The sequence below is a fragment of the Gemmatimonas groenlandica genome (assembly GCF_013004105.1).
GTDB lineage: Bacteria > Gemmatimonadota > Gemmatimonadetes > Gemmatimonadales > Gemmatimonadaceae > Gemmatimonas > Gemmatimonas groenlandica.
In genome coordinates, this window is the sequence record NZ_CP053085.1 from 4742745 (window position 1) to 4760544 (window position 17800).

General features: G+C 64.4%; 12 protein-coding genes. 4 read left to right on the plus strand and 8 right to left on the minus strand.

All coding sequences use genetic code 11. The features are described 5' to 3' along the window. Window positions 1-149: 149 nt before the first annotated feature. Complete coding sequence (locus tag HKW67_RS20405; protein WP_171227148.1) at window positions 150-2132, plus strand: Xaa-Pro dipeptidyl-peptidase; 1983 nt, start codon at window positions 150-152, stop codon at window positions 2130-2132. Between the two features lie 29 nt (window positions 2133-2161). Continuing rightward, the gene (locus HKW67_RS20410) at window positions 2162-5203 is read left to right on the plus strand and encodes a WD40/YVTN/BNR-like repeat-containing protein (RefSeq protein ID WP_171227149.1); all 3042 of its coding nucleotides are present in this window, start codon (window positions 2162-2164) and stop codon (window positions 5201-5203) included. A gap of 419 nt (window positions 5204-5622) precedes the next feature. On the opposite strand, the gene HKW67_RS20415 is transcribed toward HKW67_RS20410, so the two are convergent. From HKW67_RS20415 to HKW67_RS20435, 5 genes are all read right to left on the minus strand, one after another. Beyond that, on the minus strand, window positions 5623-7500 hold the full coding sequence (locus HKW67_RS20415) for a CocE/NonD family hydrolase (protein WP_171227150.1): 1878 nt from the start codon (window positions 7498-7500) through the stop codon (window positions 5623-5625). Between the two features lie 77 nt (window positions 7501-7577). After that, window positions 7578-9155: an ArnT family glycosyltransferase gene (locus HKW67_RS20420; protein WP_171227151.1), complete on the minus strand. Its 1578-nt coding sequence runs from the start codon at window positions 9153-9155 to the stop codon at window positions 7578-7580. A 555-nt stretch (window positions 9156-9710) separates the two neighbouring features. Next, window positions 9711-10334, minus strand: a complete 624-nt coding sequence (locus HKW67_RS20425) for a PAS domain-containing protein (RefSeq protein ID WP_171227152.1) — start codon at window positions 10332-10334, stop codon at window positions 9711-9713. Between the two features lie 150 nt (window positions 10335-10484). Continuing rightward, window positions 10485-11354 (minus strand): PP2C family protein-serine/threonine phosphatase, encoded by an 870-nt coding sequence (locus HKW67_RS20430; RefSeq protein ID WP_171227153.1) that lies wholly within the window; start codon window positions 11352-11354, stop codon window positions 10485-10487. Between the two features lie 177 nt (window positions 11355-11531). Then, window positions 11532-11786, minus strand: coding sequence for a hypothetical protein (locus HKW67_RS20435; RefSeq protein WP_171227154.1), 255 nt, complete (start codon window positions 11784-11786; stop codon window positions 11532-11534). Window positions 11787-11980: 194 nt separating this feature from the next. Here HKW67_RS20435 and HKW67_RS20440 point away from each other — a divergent pair, with 194 nt between their 5' ends. Next, a complete protein-coding gene (locus tag HKW67_RS20440) occupies window positions 11981-12649 on the plus strand; it encodes a PEP-CTERM sorting domain-containing protein (RefSeq protein ID WP_171227155.1) in 669 nt (222 codons plus the stop codon). On the opposite strand, the gene HKW67_RS20445 is transcribed toward HKW67_RS20440, so the two are convergent. Further along, on the minus strand, window positions 12650-13726 hold the full coding sequence (locus HKW67_RS20445; RefSeq protein WP_171227156.1) for an alkene reductase: 1077 nt from the start codon (window positions 13724-13726) through the stop codon (window positions 12650-12652). Window positions 13727-13855: 129 nt separating this feature from the next. On the opposite strand from HKW67_RS20445, the gene HKW67_RS20450 reads away from it, so the two are divergent. Further along, window positions 13856-14449, plus strand: a complete 594-nt coding sequence (locus HKW67_RS20450) for a TetR/AcrR family transcriptional regulator (RefSeq protein ID WP_171227157.1) — start codon at window positions 13856-13858, stop codon at window positions 14447-14449. A gap of 23 nt (window positions 14450-14472) precedes the next feature. Here the strand turns inward: HKW67_RS20450 and HKW67_RS20455 are convergent, their stop codons facing one another. Then, entirely contained in the window at window positions 14473-15534 is a 1062-nt protein-coding gene (locus tag HKW67_RS20455; RefSeq protein ID WP_171227158.1) for a DUF1028 domain-containing protein, read from the minus strand. Beyond that, a complete protein-coding gene (locus HKW67_RS20460; protein WP_171227159.1) occupies window positions 15534-17738 on the minus strand; it encodes a prolyl oligopeptidase family serine peptidase in 2205 nt (734 codons plus the stop codon). The genes HKW67_RS20455 and HKW67_RS20460 overlap by 1 nt, the downstream gene beginning before the upstream one ends. Between the last annotated feature and the right edge of the window lie 62 nt (window positions 17739-17800).

The window sequence follows — 17800 nt, forward strand, 5'->3', positions numbered from 1 at the left end:
TGAAGCAGTTTTGTTGAGCGCTCGAACCAAACCGCCTTGATCTGGCCACTACTCCCCCTCGAGCCGTTCGACCCGCACATTGAGCAGCGGCGATCTCTGCCGCCCGTTTTCCCTGTAGGTCACGTCGCCTCCATTTCAGCCATCGCGTTATGAGCCGTCGTTTCGCCCTCGCCAGCCTGCGCGCGCCCGCGGCCATGGCCGCCGTCTTTGCTGCCCGCACAGCCCTCGCCCAGCCCGCGGCGGCGCCATCCGCCGCGCCGGCTACCCCCGCTGCGCCTATGTTCGTCAACGGCATGGCGCAGGTGGTCCCTGCATGGCGCGACTCCACGTCGTGGATTCGACACGACCTCTGGGTCGAGACCGACTTCGACAGTGATCGCGACGGCCGCAAAGATCGTGTCCATGTTGACGTCACGCGCCCCGCGCAGACCGAGGGTGGTGGACTCAAGGTGCCGGTGCTCTACGGTGCGAGCCCGTACTTCGCCGGGACCTCTCGCGACGATTCCAACTGGAACGTGCAGCAGGAACTCGGCGATCAGCCGCCCACGCGTCGTGCGCTCGCGGCGCCGCTGCATCAGCCCAATCGTCGGCGCATCTCCAATGCGCTGGTGAACGAGTGGGTGCCGCGCGGCTTTGCCGTGGTGCATTCGGAAGCGCCGGGCACCGGATTGTCGCAAGGCTGTGCGACGGTGGGTGATTACCCAGAACGCGCGCCGATGAAGTTCGTGATCGACTGGCTGAACGGCCGCGCGAAGGGCTACACCACACCCACCGGTCGCGAGGAAGTGCGAGCCACCGGGTGGTCGACCGGCAAAGTCGGTATGATCGGCACGTCGTACGAAGGCACATTGCCCCTGGCCGCGGCCACGACCGGTGTGAAAGGACTCGAAGTCGTCGTGCCCGTGTCGCCGAACACGTCGTACTATCTGTACTACCGCTCGAACGGCCTCGTGCGCTCACCCGGCGGCTATCTCGGTGAAGACGTCGACGTGCTCTACGACTTCGTGGCCAGTGGTGACCCGGCCACGCGCGCAAAGTGTGACGTGATCTGGAAGAGCAACGTATTCGCGGGACCCAAGGGACAGGACCGTGCCACCGGCGACTTCAACGACTTTTGGAAGAAGCGCGACTTGTTGCCGTACGTGAAGAACATCAAGGCTGCCGTCCTGCTCGCGCATGGCCTCAACGACTACAACGTGACGCCGGCGCACAGCGTGCGCATTTACGACGAGATGAAGGCGCGTGGACTGCCTGTGGGGCTGTATCTGCACCAGGGTGGACATGGCGGAAATCCCCCGGCCGACATGCTCAATCGCTGGTTCAGTCACTACCTGTACGGCGTGAATAACGGCGTGCCGGGTGATCAGTCGGCGTACATCGTACAGGACGCGGCGGCGCAGGCGCCGATGGCGGCAGTCGCCGCAGCGGCATCAGCTGGTACGCCGGCGCCGAACCCGCGTTTGCGCGCGACGGCAGCCCCCACGCCGTTCGCAGCGTTCCCGGTACCGGGTACGGTGCCCGTGACGCTGCATCCCACCGCCGGTGGGCGCGGCATCGCGTCGCTGGCCTTCGCGCCGGCCGCTGCGGGCACCGAGTCGCTTGTCGATGACGTCGCGTTCAGTGGCAGTGCCCTCGCGAGCGCGCCCACGTCGGCGAATCGCTTGCTGTATGCCACACCGGTGCTCACCGATACCGTGCACATCTCTGGCACACCGCGTGTGACGCTGCGCATGGCCGCGAACGTGAAGGCGGCGAATCTCAGCGTGTGGTTGGTCATGCTGCCGTATGACTCGGCGCGCGCCGGCTCGCAGAGTTACAAGGGCAACGTGTCGCATGGCTGGGCCGATCTGCAAAACGCGAAAGCGCTCAAGAAGGGCGGAGACTATGCGTCGAAGAATCGGGGTAAGCCGCTCAAGGCCGGCGAGTACCGCGACGTCACCTTCGATCTCGAGCCCACCGACGAATTCATTCCCGCCGGCAAGCAACTCGGCGTCATGATCATGTCGAGTGATCGCGAGTTCACGCTCTGGCCCAAGGCGGGGGCGGAACTCACGCTCGATCTCGCCAAGTCGTCGTTCCGCATTCCCATCGTCGGCGGCGCGAATGCGCTCCAGAAAGCCGGCATGCGCTGATGCGTCCTCTTCACTCGCACGTCACCGTCATGCGTTCTCTGTTTCGTTTTGCCGCGCCGACTCTCCTCTTGGCTGGTACTGTTGGCGCGCAGTCGCCCGACGCGGCTACCCTGAATGGCCTGCGTTGGCGTTCGATCGGCCCGGTGAACATGGCTGGACGCATCACCGACGTCGAAGCGCATCCCAGCGCGCCGAAAACGTTCTACGTGGCCGGTGCCACCGGCGGCATCTGGAAGACAGTCAATGCCGGCACGTCGTTTGTGCCGCTCTGGGAGAAGGGCCCGATCGCCTCCATGGGCGATCTCGCGATTTCCCCGAGCAATCCGAACGTCATCTGGGCGGGCACCGGCGAAGAAGATTCGCGCAACTCCGTCGCGCCGGGCTACGGCATCTACAAGTCGGTAGACGGCGGCGTGACGTGGCAGAGCATGGGCCTCGAGAAGACGCAGCATATCGGGCGCATTCTCGTGCATCCCACCAACCCCGACATCGTGTACGTGGCGGCACTCGGCGCGCTGTGGGCCACCAACCCCGAGCGCGGGCTCTACAAGACGACTGACGGAGGGAAAACCTGGACGCTGAGCAAGTTCATCAGCGATAAGGTCGGCTTCGTGGATCTCGCGATGGACCCGCGTGATCCCAACGTGCTGTACGCCACCAGCTGGGAGCGCATTCGCAAGGCACATTTTCTCAAGAGCGGCGGCCCCGGCTCGGCGCTCTGGAAGTCCACCGACGGCGGCACCACGTGGAAGGAGATCACCGGCGGCGGTTTCCCGTCCACGACGAAGGGCCGCATCAATCTTGCGATTGCACCGAGCAATCCCGACATGGTATACGCCATGGTCGAAGCCGACAGCGTGCGCGGCGCCAAGCCGCAGCGCCTCTTGAGTGGATTGTATCGCTCGAAGGACGCCGGTGCGACGTGGACGTGGATGAGCACCGTCAACAATCGTCCGTTCTACTTCTCGCAGATCCGCATCGATCCGAAGAATGCCGATCGCGTGTACCGCATGGCCGTCGATTTCGCCTCCTCCGATGACGGCGGTGCGTCGTGGCGGGCAGGCATGGTGGGCATCCACGAAGACTATCACGCCATGTGGATCGACCCGAATGACCCCGAGCATTTCGTGGTCGGTGGTGACGCGGGCATCTTCCAGACGTGGGACAAGGGCGGCACCTACGACGCCGTGAACAACATGGCCATGGGCCAGTTCTACGGCATCAGCTACGACTTTCAGGTGCCGTATCGCGTGTGTGGTGGCCTGCAGGACAACGGGACCTCGTGTGGCCTGAGTCGTCGCGCTGGTGCCCCGCTGCAGATGACCGACTGGTTCGCGATCTTTGCCGCCGATGGTTTGCAGACGGCGCAGGATCCGTTCAATCCCGACTTCGTGTACTACGAGTCGCAGGGTGGAAACATCTCGCGCCGCAACGTGGCCTCCGGCGAAGTGTTGAGCGTGAAGGCTCGCACGGTCACGCGCACGCAGTTCGGACAGCAGATCGAGCGCATCCGCGGCACCGGCACCACGCCGCTCACGCCGGAGCAGACCAAGCGGATTGCGGATATCCGCGTGCTGATGAAGAAGGAGCTCGCCGACCCGAATGTGGCGACGCGGTGGAACTGGAACACGCCGTTCATCCTGTCGCGTCACGACGCGAACGTGCTGTACTCGGGCGCCGAGAAGCTGTTCAAGTCGGTGAAGAAGGGCGAGGAGCCCTACGCTATTTCGCCCGACCTATCGTCGCGCGATGAAGCACGCATCCGTATCACCACCGGTTTCGACATCGAAGGGAATCCCGCCGTAGACGCCACCGGCGGTATCACCCGCGATGCCACTGGCGCCGAGGAGAACGCCACGATCGTGACGATCGCCGAGTCGCCGTTCAAGGCCGGTGTCTTGTACGTTGGCACGAACGATGGCAAGGTGTGGCTCACGAAGAACGACGGCGGCGCGTGGGAAGATCTGAGCGCCCGCTTCACTGGTGTACCGCCCTTCGCACACGTAAGCAAGATTGAAGCGAGTCCGTCCGATTCCGCCACCGTGTATGTGGCGTTCGACAATCATCGCGACAACGACTTCGCGCCGTATCTGTTCGTGTCGACCGATTTCGGCAAGACGTTCCGCGCGATCTCGGCCGGCCTCAAGGTTGGTCGCCCGAACACGGTGTACGTGGTGCGCGAGGATCCGGTCAACGGGTCGCTGCTGTATGCGGGCACGGAGCTCGGCGTGTACGCGTCACTTGACAAGGGCGCCACGTGGTTCACGCTCGACAACAATCTGCCTACCGTGCCGGTGTACGACCTGCAGGTGCATCCGCGCGATCGCGAACTGATCGCCGGCACGCACGGGCGCGGTGTACAGATTCTCGACGTGTCGCCGCTTCAGCAGTTCACATCATCGGCGTTGTCGTCGACCGCGATGCTCTTCAAACCGACGGTGGCGCTGCAGTATGGCGAGCGTCCGGTGGGCTCTGAGCCGCGCGCGCAGCGCATGTGGCGCGGCGACCGCGTGCCCGCCGGTGCGGCCATCACCTATCGTCTCGCCACCCCGGTCACCGGTGGTGCACCGCGCATCACGGTGCTCAGCGCAGCCGGCGATACGATTGCGCGACTGCTCGGCACCAATAGCGCCGGACTGAACACGGTTACCTGGAACCTGCAGGCAACCGGTGCACAGATGCAGGGACCGAACACTGGAGGTCGCGGTGGGTTCGGCGGTGGTTTCGGCGGAGGGCCGCAGCCCTCGGGGAACATCAGTGATCCCGGTTTCCCGGCGGGCTTCAACGCGCGTCCGGCTGAAGCCCGCGGGGCGGCCGACAGCACCGGCACGCCGGAGAACCAGGCCAAGGCGCTTATCGCAGCCCAGAACCGCGCACCGGCCGCCGGCGGAGCTGGCGGCTTCGGCGGTGGCGGTGGTGGATTCGGTGGACAGCGCCCGTCGTTCGTGGAGACGGGCGACTACCGTATCGTGCTCGAACTCCCGGGACAGCCGAACGCCTCGACGCAGTCACTGCGCGTGGTGCGCGTGTCGCCGGATGAACGCGCCGTGCTGGTACCAGCTAAGCGGTAACGCTTATCCGTGTTGTTTTCGTGTGATCCGTGGCCTAGCAGTTCCAGCAGTTCTGATCTTGCCGATGCACTGCCGCTCGTGGTTCGGGCAGATCGGAAACAGCCAGAACACGGATACGGCGGATCTCACTGTAACAACACGGATAAGCGCCTTTCGCGCAACGGAGGTCGTCGGCGTTCCGACGACCTTCTGACTATTGATTGAATAACAAGCGGACGGCTCCAATGCGCAGCAACATGGGCGGCCCCGGAACCGTATTGCCTATCCGTGTTGGTTCCCTGTGATCGGTGTCATCCGTGTTCCGGCCGTTGCGATAGTGCCACATCACCAGCGGTGGTGTCACGCAATGATCGAAAACAGCCAGAACACGGATACCGCGGATCGCAAAGAAACAATACGGATAATCGCCCGGTTTGTGGTCACGGTCGAATACCCGTGACCACCGGCAGCACGATCTTCGAGGCCTTGCCCGTGCTGCGATAAATGCGCTGCGTCGCCGCGCGGAAGTCGCTCGGCTTGGCCTCGAAAAGGTTGGGCACGAACGTCTGTGGATTACGGTCGATCAGCGGGAACCAGCTGCTCTGCACCTGGACCATCACGCGGTGCCCCTTCTTGAACGTGTATGCCTGCGTGTGCAGGTCGATCGTGATTGCTTCGGGCACGTTGGGCACCAGCGGCACCGGCTTCTCGACGCTCTTCCGGAAGCGCGCGCGATAGACGTCGTTGGCCACCATGAACTGGTAGCCGTTCATCTTGAGCTCCGGCATCCCGGAGTCGGGATAGACATCGATGAGCTTCACGACGTAGTCGGCATCGGTGCCACTCGTGGCCACATGCAACGTGACGGCGAGATCGCCGGCGATGGTAAGGTCATCCGTCAGCGTAGGCAGCTCCCAGCTCAGCACATCGGGGCGATTGTGCACGAAACGCTGGTCTTCGGTGAGCCAAGTGCTCCACGTGGAGCCGGGCCCGTAGGTCATCTGCACCGGCCGCTGACGATATGGCACGGGCTTCGCCGGGTCGGACACATACGCGTCGTACGCTGGCGCCGTGGCCCTCGGTGGTTCCCACGCCAACGCGCCTCCTTCGCGCATGTACAGACTGCGCGGTGACACCGCGGTCTTGGGTGGCCACGTGTCGTAGCGCTTCCAGACGTTGCTGCCCGCTTCGAACACGAGCGCTTCCGGCAATGTCCACCCCGCCACGTCGCGCTGCTCGGGGTGCAGGTGACGTGCGAAGAACGGTGCCATGATCGAGTCACGGAAAAAACGAGCGGTCGGCTGCCCGAACTGAATCGGCCCGAGCGAGGCGCCCTCACCGCGCATCCAGCCACCGTGATTCCACGGGCCCACGACCAGAAAGTTCTTGCCCTCACGATCGTGTTTCTCGAGCTCGCGATAGATCGTGACCGGCCCGTAGAAGTCCTCCTGATCCCACCACCCGGCGACGTGCAACGCCGGCACCGTGACTTTGTCGAGATAGCCCGCCATCGCCTGACGCTTCCAGAACGCGTCGAAGTTCGGGTGGCCCGCAAAGTCGTTCCAGGTGGGAATCGTCCCCTTCAGAAACCGGTCGTTCACGTTCTTCAATGAGCCGAGCCGGAGGTACCACTCGTAGGTGTCATACGCGTCCATCGAAAACTGCTTCACATCCTTGCCTGACTCCATCATGGTGGCGTACTCGAAACCGTAACTCAGACGGAACGCCCCGTTGTGATGGAAGTCATCGCCCTTCCACATGTCCGCGGGCGACGCTTGCGGCGACGCGGCCTTGAGCGCCGGATGCGGATCGAGCATCGCCATTGCCGTCGTCCATCCGGGATACGACACGCCAGTCATGCCCACGCGCCCGTTGTTGTTGGGCACGTGTGCGAGCAGCCATTCGATACTGTCGTAGGCGTCGGTGCTTTCGTCGGTAGCCTTCGGGTCGGCGCGGTTGGCGCGCGGCGGCCGCTGCATCACGAACTGCCCCTCACTCTTGAATTTGCCGCGAATGTCCTGGAACACGAACACATAGCCGTCGCGCGCGATGTCGCGGGCCATGAAGCCCCAGTTAGCGGCCACGCTGCCCGGCGTGTTGCCGTCGACACCGTACGGCGTTCGTACGAACAGGAACGGCAGCGGGCGCGCCGGATTCGCCGGTGCCACGATGCGGGTGTAGAGCCGCGTTCCATCCCTCATCGGGATCATCGACTCGGTGAGCACGTAGCCCGCCGCCGTAGGCGCGGACGTGGAGGGCTGGGCGGTGAGCGCACGCCCGCCGAGCAGCAGCAGGGGGAGGAACCGAGAGAGTCGCATACGATAACATGCACCCCGAACGGCATGTTCGGCGATGAGTGAGGCGGCGGCCAGTCCAAGCCGCCGCCTCCGCACGCTCACCGGGTAATAGGGCGTACCTGTAGAAACCGACGCGTCGAGAACGAGGGGAAGGTGAGGTCTACGCCAAGTACTGGAGTGACGGTGCCTTCCAGTCGATACAGGTCGATGCGGCGTGTGTCCCATGCCGACACGGGAAAGGAGCGGACGAGTGTGAACTCCGCTCGCTGCAACGCTTCACGAAGCAGCCGTCGCCCTGCGACCTCGTTTTCGATCGACCCACGTTCAAAGGCGACGTATCGCGTCCCGGCGCGGGAACGGAGTGCGGTGACGACGTCATCGGTCGACGTGACGTAGCTCTCCTCGACAACCTCGAAGGTTCGGCGGTTACTTGCGGCGTATAATAGTTTCGACGCAAGGACGGTTCTTCGCTGGAAGTCTGGATCAAGCGAACGCATGTAAAACACGAAAACGCCACTGTGATCGCCGTCGAAGAGCACGGCATCGTTCGGAGCCGCGACCGCGAGATACGCGGCGACATCGCGAATCCCTGACACGGTGGGGACCCTGGTGCGCGTAGCAAGCAGTCCCATCGCCGAAAGCGAAGCCGCCACGACGAGGGTGTTCGTCCAAGCTCCGCCGGATGTCCATCGATCCATAATGCACACAATGCCGAGTGCGGCCGACATCACCAACGCTGGCGCTGCGAGAAGGACGTAGCGGGATTCGCGCGCGGGTAGGAATGACATCGCGACGAGTAACATCACGATCCAGAGGCCTAGGTAGACAGCCTCGCGCCGCCACCGAGGCGTTGCGAAGCTCACGAGCAGACCAAGACCCGCCGTAGCGAGGAGACCCCATCCCGTAAGCTCGGGTAGGGCGCGCCAGTAGTACGTCCAGTTTCTCGCGCTCGCCAACATCGCCAGGGGCGGAAAGTGTCGCGCAAGTTGCACCGGTGCGAGCGCCAACGCGACGACTACCGGCAGCAGAGCCACTGCGCCGGCCGCAGCCATCCACCGAAGCTGACGTCGATCGCGGATATCCGACCGGTGCCACACAACCCAGGCGCCGCCGATCGCCAGCACGCTCGCTGCCTGAAAGTACGTGGCGAGGGTCGCGACCGTGAACAGCATTGTCAGCACCAGCTGTCTCCGCGCACTGCTCTCGATCCAACGTCGTGCGTGGTAGAGCATGCCAAGGGCCAGTGCAAGGGCAGGCACATTCAGCATGACGCTGTTCGACCACACGACCACAGCGGGTGTGAGGGCTAGCGCGGTGCCAGCCCAGCCCGCCCTCGGATCGATCCATCGACGAGCCCAAAGTATCGTATACGCACACGCGGTCGCCGCGAAGCACAGCACCAAGACCCGCGCGACGTATGGAGATGGTCCGGCGATGGCGAAGGCCATCCCTTCGATGAGATAGAAGAGCGGTGGGTAGGTGACGGGCGAAAGCGCCGGAAATCGCGCGTAGTACTGAACGACGAACTCCACAGGATCGCGCGGTGCCGCTCGTAGGAGGTCCCACCAGAACAAGCCGTTCATGGCGTGTCGCGGCGCATCACCCTGAAACCAGAGGCCGTCGCCGGTGCCATGTAGCATCGCGGTCGCGGCGAGTGCAAGCACGGAGACCAGCATTTGTGCGATCGCTGACCGCGAGAGGTGCCACCGCGACAGTCGTGGCTCAGCGGCATTACCTTGCGGTATGCGCCCTTCCACTCCGAGTTTAGCGCTCACGCGCATCAGACAGACACTCCGCAGCGCGAGACAACGAGTCCTAAGCCTGTTCATCCCGGCAATGCTGTTGGGCGCGTGCCGAACGGAGGCCCGCCTGCCCGCATCGCCGTCAGAACTTCTGGGACGATTCGTCGACGATTACGGTAACGCCTTCGAACTGTCCACACGGCGTTTCGATCAATTCCCGAGTAGTCGATTTCACATCGTAGAGTGGAACGTGCCTCAGCGCTTCTTCATCGCGCGTAATGACGCCGCCAATGCGCGCGATGGTGGACTCTGGACGCGAGTCGACTGGATGCCGTTCACAGGGATGGCACCCTATACCTGGGGGTTCTGTCTTACCGCCTATCGGGCCCCGAGCGAGCGTGACGCACGCCAGACCGCCGCGCCAAACCGGGACACACCACGCACCGGCTGCAACGGGTTCCCCTTCTCACGCATGCGGCGCGCACCGACCTAAGCAAACTCCGGATACAATCGCGTCACACAGGTCGGGCAGATGCCGTGTGTGAACTCGGCGTTCGTTCGTGAAGCCACGAACTGCTCGACCTGTGTCCACGCGCCCTCCGACGTTCGGATGCACTTGCAGCTGGAGGAGATCGGCAACAGTCCCTCGAGCGTTCGCACTTTCGCCGCCGCCGCGTCACGTTCCGCGATCACGCGCTCGAGCTCGCGCTCCTTCGCCTTCAGTAGACCGGAGTCGGCGACATGCACGAACATCCCGCTCACGATACCGTCCTGGATATACGGCGCGTAGGTCGCGATGCTATCGCGATGACCGGAGCCGTCTGGCATCGGAATACGCCGCTCGAACTGTTGCCGCTCGCCAGCGTACGCGGCACGAATGTAGGCCTCGTTCAGCAGGTAGATCGGCCCGAGGAGTTCGCGTAAGGTCAAACCGACCATCTCCTCACGAGTCTTGCCGAACCAGTCCAGATAGGCGCCGTTGGCGAATTGGCACACCTCGTTCGCATCCCAGTAGGCGATCATGGCCGAAACCTGATCGATCGCCACGAGCGCCATCTGGCCGAGGCGCGCGTCTGCAATGTTCTGCGGCAGATCTGAGGAGGTTACGAGCATAGGTGCAATTCCAGAGGACGGAGCGAGTTTGCTGAGCCGTGAGACTCGTAAGATGGGCTCGCCACAGCTATCCGTCGAGTACTGGGCGTCAGGACCTTGGTCCCACCCACCGCTGTCCGCGCACACTCGTACCCACCTGCTCGTCGCGCGCTACGCGATCGGCTTGGGTGTCGTCCGCCCGATGATGATCGTGATGTTGTCGCTGCCGCCGCCGTCGAGCGCTTCCTGCAACAGTTGCTCGGCCGCCTGCTTCGCACTCGTCATCGAACCGAGCACCTCGGCGATGCGTGCGTCGGTCACGTGCTTCGTGAGTCCGTCCGAGCAGATCAGATGCACGTTGCGCCAGTCAGCTTCGAGCCGCGTCACCACGGGCATCGTCTTGTCGGCGCCAATCGCACTCGAGAGCACGTGCGCCATCGGTGAATTGCCCGCCGTGCGTGCGGACAGAATGCCGTCGTCCACCAGATCCTGCGCCATCGTCTGATCGCGCGTGATCTGCGACAGCACGCCGTCCCGGCACACGTAGTAGCGCGAGTCGCCCACCTGCAGCAGGTAGTACGTGGGCCAGACGCCGATGTACATCGTGAGCGTCGTGGCCATGGTGCCGCGCAGCCCCTGCTCGTCGCGACGCGCTCGTACCGCGTCGTGTGCCTGCATCGCGGCCGACTGCAGGAGTTCGCTGAACTCCGTCGCGTCTGCCTTGGCCCCGTAGTACACAGTGACGCTGCCATCCACGTAGCGCATCAAGGATTCCAGCGCGATCGCACTTGCCTCGGCGCCGCCCACACCGCCGCCCACGCCATCGGCCACCATGGCCAGATACGCCAGGCGCTGCTCCCCGTTTGGAAAGCGCTGCTCGATATCCGGCAGATTGCTCGAGATGACGTTGATACGCTTGTGAAACGTGGCCATCAGGAAGTGATCCTGATTGTCCTTCCGGACCTTCCCGGTATGGGAGAGGCCGAACACGTCCATCTCGTCGTCGCGCGGCTTGCGCGGGGGGCCTGCAGTTTCGCTCATCGGAAGGGGCGGCGGGTCAGCGCTTAGGATAGCTCGCACGATCGGATGTGGCGAGCGGTCCGACGGTGCGGAGCGCGACTTCCCCGACGAGGTGGGACGATGCGGCGCGCGCGGGGGACGAGGCGTCGTCGTCGGCGGACTCGAGAGCAGGTGCTCTGTCCGATTGCTCCCTCTCGCTCAATGCAGCGGCTGGACTTCCACGAACGCCGCGTACACGCGGTCCAGCTCGATCTGCATGCCGTCGTCGCGCCGCAGCCGCACGCTACGACTGGTGCAGCATTCGCAACGCATCACGACCCCCGTCTGAATGCCAATCGACAAGCAATGATCGCGCACGACGTCGAACAAGACCGCGCCAACCGCCACGCGCTCTCCGACATGGATGTCGATCAGCGAGCGGGGCGTCTCGAGCACCGGTGTGGCAGTCAGCATGCGCTCCTCGTCGAACTGATGAATGGTGAAGTGTTAAAAGCCGTCCGCGAGTGTCGAGCTCATGCGACTGTCGGGGCAGACTGATGAGCACAAAGCGAACGCGAGCACGAAAGATGCGTGTCGCTTCACGCGCGGGCGGTGCTGTATTGAGCCGAACCGCGCGGGTGAATCATCTCTCCGACGAAGGAGCATGTATGAAGTGGCATCACCTCTCTGCCGTGGCGCTTATCGTCACGCTCAATACCCCCGCAGTGGCCCGCGCGCAGTTCGTTGTATACACGAACCAGGCCACCTTTCTGGCCGCGGTGACCGACGCCCGGGTCGATATGTTCACCGGCTTCGACATGATCAACCCAACGCCGTCCCCGATTGTGCGAATGGTGGCACCGTACGGTTACACCGCGTCCGTGAACAACGGCGGAGACTTCTTCGGCGCGGGGACGGTGGCCAATCCGTGGCTCTCCACGAACACCGCCACGGATGCGATCACCTTTGCCGACTTTACCGGCGGCGTCGGTGCGGTTGGCGGCAACTTCTTCGGGTCCAACATCGCCGGCGCGTTTCAGAGCGGCGATATTCTGATCACCTACGTCGACGCCGTGGGCGCTACGTCGACGACGCTCATCGCGCCGAGCACCAGTAGTTTCTTCGGTGTGGTGTCGCAGAGCTACGCGATCACGTCGTTCACGGTCAGCGCGGTGCAACCCTCCGAATCGGAGTTTCTCTGGCCGACCGTCGACAATCTGACACTCGCGAAGACGACCGTGCCTGAGCCCGGCACCTACGCGCTGCTTGCGACGGGCCTGCTGGCGATTGGTATCACCACCCGACGCAAGCGCGCGTTGGCGCGACCGAGTGAGTAGTTAAGCTGACAGCACCGGGTAGTCGGTGTAGCCCTTGTCGCCCGGCGTATAGAACGTCGCGAAATCTGGAGCGTTCAGCGGAGCGTCGTGCTGCAAGCGCGCCACCAGATCGGGGTTCGCGAGGGCACTGCGTCCAAACGCGACCAAGTCTGCCTCGTTCGACGCGAGGATCGCTTCGGCCTTCGCCCGATCGAAGCCACCCGACGCAATGAAGGCACCCTTGAACGTGGCACGAAGCGTCGCTCGCAATGAGTGCGGTGCGTTCGGCGATCCCATCGATGCGTGATCGACGAGATGGAGATAGACGAGGCCGAGGTCGCTCAGTCCCTGCACGAGCGCCACGAACTGCTCGTCGATGCCGTCGAAGGCGCCCATGTCGTTGAACGCGCCGTACGGCGAGATGCGAATGCCGACACGGTCGGCGCCGATCGCGGCGACCGTGGCGGCTGCCACGTCCAGTGCGAAGCGGTTCCGTGCCTCGGCGCTGCCGCCGTACGCGTCGGTACGATGGTTATGGTTCCCGTTCAGGAACTGTTCGATCAGATAGCCGTTGGCGCCGTGCAACTCGATCCCGTCGAAACCGGCTTCAATGGCCTTGGTCGCGCTGAGAGCGTACTCCGCCACGACCGCGCGTACTTCCTCTTCGGTCAGTGCATGCGGCACAGTCGCCGGCTGCAATCCTTCGGCGTCGGTGTACACCGGCTCGGGCAGTGCCACCGCCATCGGGCCTACGACGCGGGCGCCGACCGGCAGGTTGAGGGCATTGGACGCCCGGCCGGTATGCATCAGCTGGGCGAAGATCGTGCCGCCCTTGGCGTGCACCGCCTCCGTAATCGGCTTCCAGGCCGCGACCTGCTCGTCGGAGAACAGTCCCGGAATGCGCGCGTAGCCCAGGCCATCCGGCGCCGGCGAGGTCCCTTCGGTAATAAGCAGCCCAATGTCGGCGCGTTCGGCGTAATATGTGGCCATGATGGGCGTGGGCACGTGCTCAGCCGTGGCCCGGTTGCGCGTCATGGGAGCCATGACCAACCGGTTCTTGAGCGAAAGGCCGCGCAGGGCGTATGGTTCAAACAGCATGTCGAGAATCCCGCCGGGAGGCTGCAATGCGTGGCGACACCCGGGCCGATCCGCGACGCATATATTTACCGATCGGTAGTTATATTACCGATCGGTACGGAATTCGCAACCTCCACCCCGTCGCTCACGATGGTTCGCGGTAGACCCCGGGAATTCGATACAGAGGACGCGCTGGACCGTGTACTCACGGTCTTCTGGCGCGACGGGTTCGACGCGGCCTCGATGCAGGATCTGGCGGAGGCGGTGGGCGTCAGCAAGCCGAGCCTGTACGCAGCCTACGGCAATAAGGAAGCCCTGTATCTCGCGGCGCTGGAGCGTTATGCGACGACGTTCGGCACCGAACGGCTAGAGCGTTTACACGCCGAGCCCGACGTGAAGCGGGCGGTGCACGAGTTCCTGACGTCGCTGGTGGACGCCTATACCTGCACTGAGGGGCCCACCGGCTGCATGATCGTGGCGAGTACGTCGAGCTGCAATGCCTCGCACGTGCCGGCCGCTGTACAGTGCGCGATCAGCACCGCGTTGCATGGTTCGGCGGACGCCATGGAGACGCGCTTTCATCGCGCCGTGAGCGAAGGGCAGCTGCCCCCCGATCCGGATCCACGCGCGCTCGCCACCTACGTGAGCACGGTCATGTCGGGCTTGAGCGTGCAAGCGCGCGGCGGGGCGAATGCCGACGCGCTGCGCCAGGTGGTCTGTACCGCGATGCGGGCGTGGCCGTAGGAAAGGTGCGGGAGGCGTCGGCCTTACCGACGGATCATCGTGCCATCCAGCAGCTGCTGACGCACCGCCGTCGCCTTACCGGTGCGCTCAAGTGCCGCCCACAGGCGGGTCACCGTCTCGTCGTCTACCAACCCGGCCGGTGAACCGCCCACAGCCGGCGTGCCCATCCTGTCGCTCGCGCGGAACGCATCGACCGCCGCGACCGTCTCGGCTGTGAACAGATTCGCGTCGGGGCCGCGCGCCGTTATCGTTTCGCCGCGCTTGAAGAAGCCGAGCGCGTTGAGCATCACCTTGAGTTGATACACGTCGCCACCCGAGAACTGCTCGAGGGTGCGATAGCCCAACGTCTGCGACACCGCGTCGTAAATACGTCGCAGCTCGCCCACGGGATCGGCGTTCTCGCAGACGTTGATGTTCGCCGTCTGGCCATCGCTGCGACGCGACATGCCGGGGCGCGCATCGGCGACGACGACGGCGGCCGACGTGCGCAGCCCGTGGCGCTTGTCACCGCCGAGCACGAAGCCAGCGTTGAGTGCGGTGATGAGTCGGTCGGCCAGATGGTACGGCTTGCCCTCGCTCGCTTCGAAACTCTTGGCGACGGCCTCGATGACTTCAGGACCGACAAGAATATTTCCCTGCGTCACGTAGTTTGTGCCGGCCCGATGTCCCGCCCACGCATTCGGGCCGGTGCCGGTGTGCTGCGCCGATCGCCCGTCCACGGAGATCACCGCCACCTGCCGCGACTGAAAGCCGCTGTCCGCGGCGAGCGCGCGCTTGAGTGCGGCCTCCGGCGACTCACCGCGGGCGAGTGCGTCGAGTAACTCATTGCCGTATTCGGTGCGCGTGCTGGCCTGCGTCGCCACCGCGCCCACGCCTTTGCGCACCCACGGGACCCCATTGCCCACACACGGCACGCGCGTGGTGACAGCCACACCCACTTCACCGGTGCGCGGGTCGATGGCCGCGATGGAAAACGTGTGAAACACGAGCGAGTCGCGCCACGCATACGGCTCCTGCGCCTGCCCAGTGCGCGGCGTGGCTGTGATCGAGAGCGCGAGTACGGTAGCAAGCATGGTAATACGCATCAGCGTGGTCCTGGGCCGAGGTAACGATCGAAGTGTGCCACCAGCTTTCGCAACAAGTACGTGGCGTAATACGGGCGCTGCGTCCAGCCGTGCGTCGCCGTGGGCGCGAAGGCAAAGTCGAAATCCTTGCCGCGCTTCATGAACTCTTCGGCGAGGGAAACGGCCGACGAGAACGGCACCACGTCGTCCTGCATGCCGTGAATGAGCAGCAGATGGTCGCTCAGGTTGCCGGCATACTGCAAGGCGCCGCGAGTGAACGTGGCCGGGTGTGATTGCGGACGGCGCACGATCGCGACGTCGTCGCTACCGAACAGATACGGATCGGTCGCCGCCGCACCGGCTACGCCGGCCTGAAACAGTCCCGGCTTCTTGAGCAGCGAGTATACGGTGAGCGTCCCACCGTAGCTGCTCCCCCAGATGCCGAACCGCGCGGCGTCGACGAAGGGCAGGGACTTCATGTACGTCACGGCGCTCTCGAGATCATCGAGATCACCGCCACCCCAATCCATCAGGAACTTCTCACGGAATTCGCGCCCGTATCCGGTGCTGCCGCGCACATCGACCTGCACCACGATGTAGCCTTTTTCGAGCGCGAGATACTGCTGCAACATGCCGTTCATCCCGCCCCAGCGGTTACGCACCGTATTCGAGTACGCCGGGCCGAAAAGCACGGGATAATGCTTCGTTGAGTCGATGTTCGGCGGATAGAACACGCGGATGTGCAGCGGAAGAGAGTCGCTGCCATTCCGGATGCGCAGATACTGCGGCGCAATCCACGGAATCGTGGCAAACTCCGCGGTCGTCGACGTCGTGACCCGACGCTCCACCGCACCCGCACGGACATCGAGCAGATAGAGTTCCGTGGGCTGCAGATCGCTCGACGAAAGGAGGGCGATGCTGCCGCCGTCGGGTGACACGAACGGCGTGTGTGTGCCCGCGCGCGTCGTGAGCTGGCGCGGCGCGCGTACTGTTCTGCCACCGTCAACGCTCACGCGGAACACATGGCGCTCCGACGGGCGCGGGGCTGAACTCACGTAGTCGATGCTCCGGGTCGCCGCTCGGGGAATGCCGACACCGGCCACATCGTATGGCCCCGACGTCAGCGCCACCGGGGCGACATCACCTGGCACGACGCGATACAGTCGATACCGGTCATCAAGGTCGCCGGTGAGCACGATACTGCGACCATCGGCGCTCCACGCCGACGCGATGTCGTTGTAGATGCGCGTGTCGCGGTGGTCGTGCCATGCCACGCGAGGAGTCGGCTCGCCCGCCGTGAGCACGTGAATCGTGCGGTCGATGGCATCGTCGCTCTCGCGGTCGATCATCAACGTGCCGGTGGTCGACCAGGCGAAGTTCACGATGCGGGTCCTGCTGGAGTCGGGCAGCTCGACCAGGCGCAGCGCCCGTGTGCCGACGTCGTAGAGCCCGACCTTTCGCACTTCGTTCGCCTGTCCCGGCGCACCGCGGCGCAGCGTGTTCATCTGCACCGTGTCGCCGAGATAGTACGGCATACTGAAGCGCGGCACACCGCGTCGATCCACGTAGTGCACGGCGATCGTGCGCGAATCCGGCGACCACGCATAGGCTGGTGTTGGTCCGCTCCATGTGGCGCCACCGATCTCGACATCGCGTCCGAAATACGTGCCGAGCGGGATCTCGCCGATCGGCGCGATCGCTACACTCGTGGCGCGTGTGGGCGCCGTACCGCTCAGCGGCAGCAACCACAGGTCGCCGTCACGCAGAAACGACACCGTCGCGCCGTTGGGCGAGAGTGCGAGCTCGCTCACTTCACCACGACCACTCGGCAGCAAGGTCCGCGCACCGGTCGCGATGGTCAGGCGCCAGAGGGAATCCGCCTCCACGAAGACGATTGCGGCTCCATCAGGCGTCCAGGCAAACTCGCTCACGCGGGCGGCGACCTTCGCCGGCAGGAGGCGGCGCGGTATCGTGCCCGCGCGCTCCACCAACCAGAGCGAGCGATCGGGGTGTGCCGCATCGCTCCACAGAAAGGCCACCGACCTCGAGTCGGGCGACCAGGTGGGCGACGACGGGGCGGCACCCGCCAGCGACGGCCCCGACGTGATCCGCTCGATCGTCAGCGGTGTGCGGGCGGACGTGGCCTGAGCGAGTGCTTGAGGCGCGGCAACGCTGGGCGCAACGATGGTGAGAAACACGACGAGTGTCCGGGCAATGGAGTGCATGGCCCGAACATACCGATTCCGCCACAAAAAACAGGGGGCGATCCGCTTGGACCGCCCCCGTC

Bases quoted from the DNA above. Each gene is read 5' to 3' on its own strand.
- HKW67_RS20405 (WP_171227148.1), top strand. From the start codon at position 150: ATGAGCCGTCGTTTCGCCCTCGCCAGCCTGCGCGCGCCCGCGGCCATG.
- HKW67_RS20410 (WP_171227149.1), top strand. From the start codon at position 2,162: ATGCGTTCTCTGTTTCGTTTTGCCGCGCCGACTCTCCTCTTGGCTGGT.
- HKW67_RS20415 (WP_171227150.1), bottom strand. From the start codon at position 7,500: ATGCGACTCTCTCGGTTCCTCCCCCTGCTGCTGCTCGGCGGGCGTGCG.
- HKW67_RS20420 (WP_171227151.1), bottom strand. From the start codon at position 9,155: ATGCTGGTCTCCGTGCTTGCACTCGCCGCGACCGCGATGCTACATGGC.
- HKW67_RS20425 (WP_171227152.1), bottom strand. From the start codon at position 10,334: ATGCTCGTAACCTCCTCAGATCTGCCGCAGAACATTGCAGACGCGCGC.
- HKW67_RS20430 (WP_171227153.1), bottom strand. From the start codon at position 11,354: ATGAGCGAAACTGCAGGCCCCCCGCGCAAGCCGCGCGACGACGAGATG.
- HKW67_RS20435 (WP_171227154.1), bottom strand. From the start codon at position 11,786: ATGCTGACTGCCACACCGGTGCTCGAGACGCCCCGCTCGCTGATCGAC.
- HKW67_RS20440 (WP_171227155.1), top strand. From the start codon at position 11,981: ATGAAGTGGCATCACCTCTCTGCCGTGGCGCTTATCGTCACGCTCAAT.
- HKW67_RS20445 (WP_171227156.1), bottom strand. From the start codon at position 13,726: ATGCTGTTTGAACCATACGCCCTGCGCGGCCTTTCGCTCAAGAACCGG.
- HKW67_RS20450 (WP_171227157.1), top strand. From the start codon at position 13,856: ATGGTTCGCGGTAGACCCCGGGAATTCGATACAGAGGACGCGCTGGAC.
- HKW67_RS20455 (WP_171227158.1), bottom strand. From the start codon at position 15,534: ATGCGTATTACCATGCTTGCTACCGTACTCGCGCTCTCGATCACAGCC.
- HKW67_RS20460 (WP_171227159.1), bottom strand. From the start codon at position 17,738: ATGCACTCCATTGCCCGGACACTCGTCGTGTTTCTCACCATCGTTGCG.